This window comes from Vreelandella aquamarina (genome assembly GCF_020075495.1).
GTDB classification, from domain to species: domain Bacteria; phylum Pseudomonadota; class Gammaproteobacteria; order Pseudomonadales; family Halomonadaceae; genus Vreelandella; species Vreelandella aquamarina_A.
In genome coordinates, this window is sequence record NZ_JABYQT010000055.1 from 1 (window position 1) to 255 (window position 255).

The window sequence follows — 255 nt, forward strand, 5'->3', positions numbered from 1 at the left end:
TGCTGGTCACCTCGACGGTGGGCAGCAAGGCACTCTCACCCACGGGCGCGGTGTCGTTTGCCGTCAGACCTTGTGCGTCAGTCACGGTCACGCTCACCGCCGGCAGGTTGCCGCCGCCGTTGACGTGCGCCGCGCCCGCGTCGGTCAGGGTGACGGTGCCGGTGATCGCGTCGATGGCGTAGTAGCCGTCGGCATTGCTGCCCTCGGTCAGGCTGTAGCGCAGTGCCGCGTTGTCGCCGTCCGGGTCGTTGCCCT

General features: G+C 69.4%; 1 protein-coding gene. It reads right to left on the reverse strand.

The window, feature by feature from the left end:
- A partial coding sequence (locus HW452_RS17450) for a hypothetical protein (protein ID WP_224107351.1) occupies nucleotides 1-255 on the reverse strand: 255 nt, incomplete at both ends.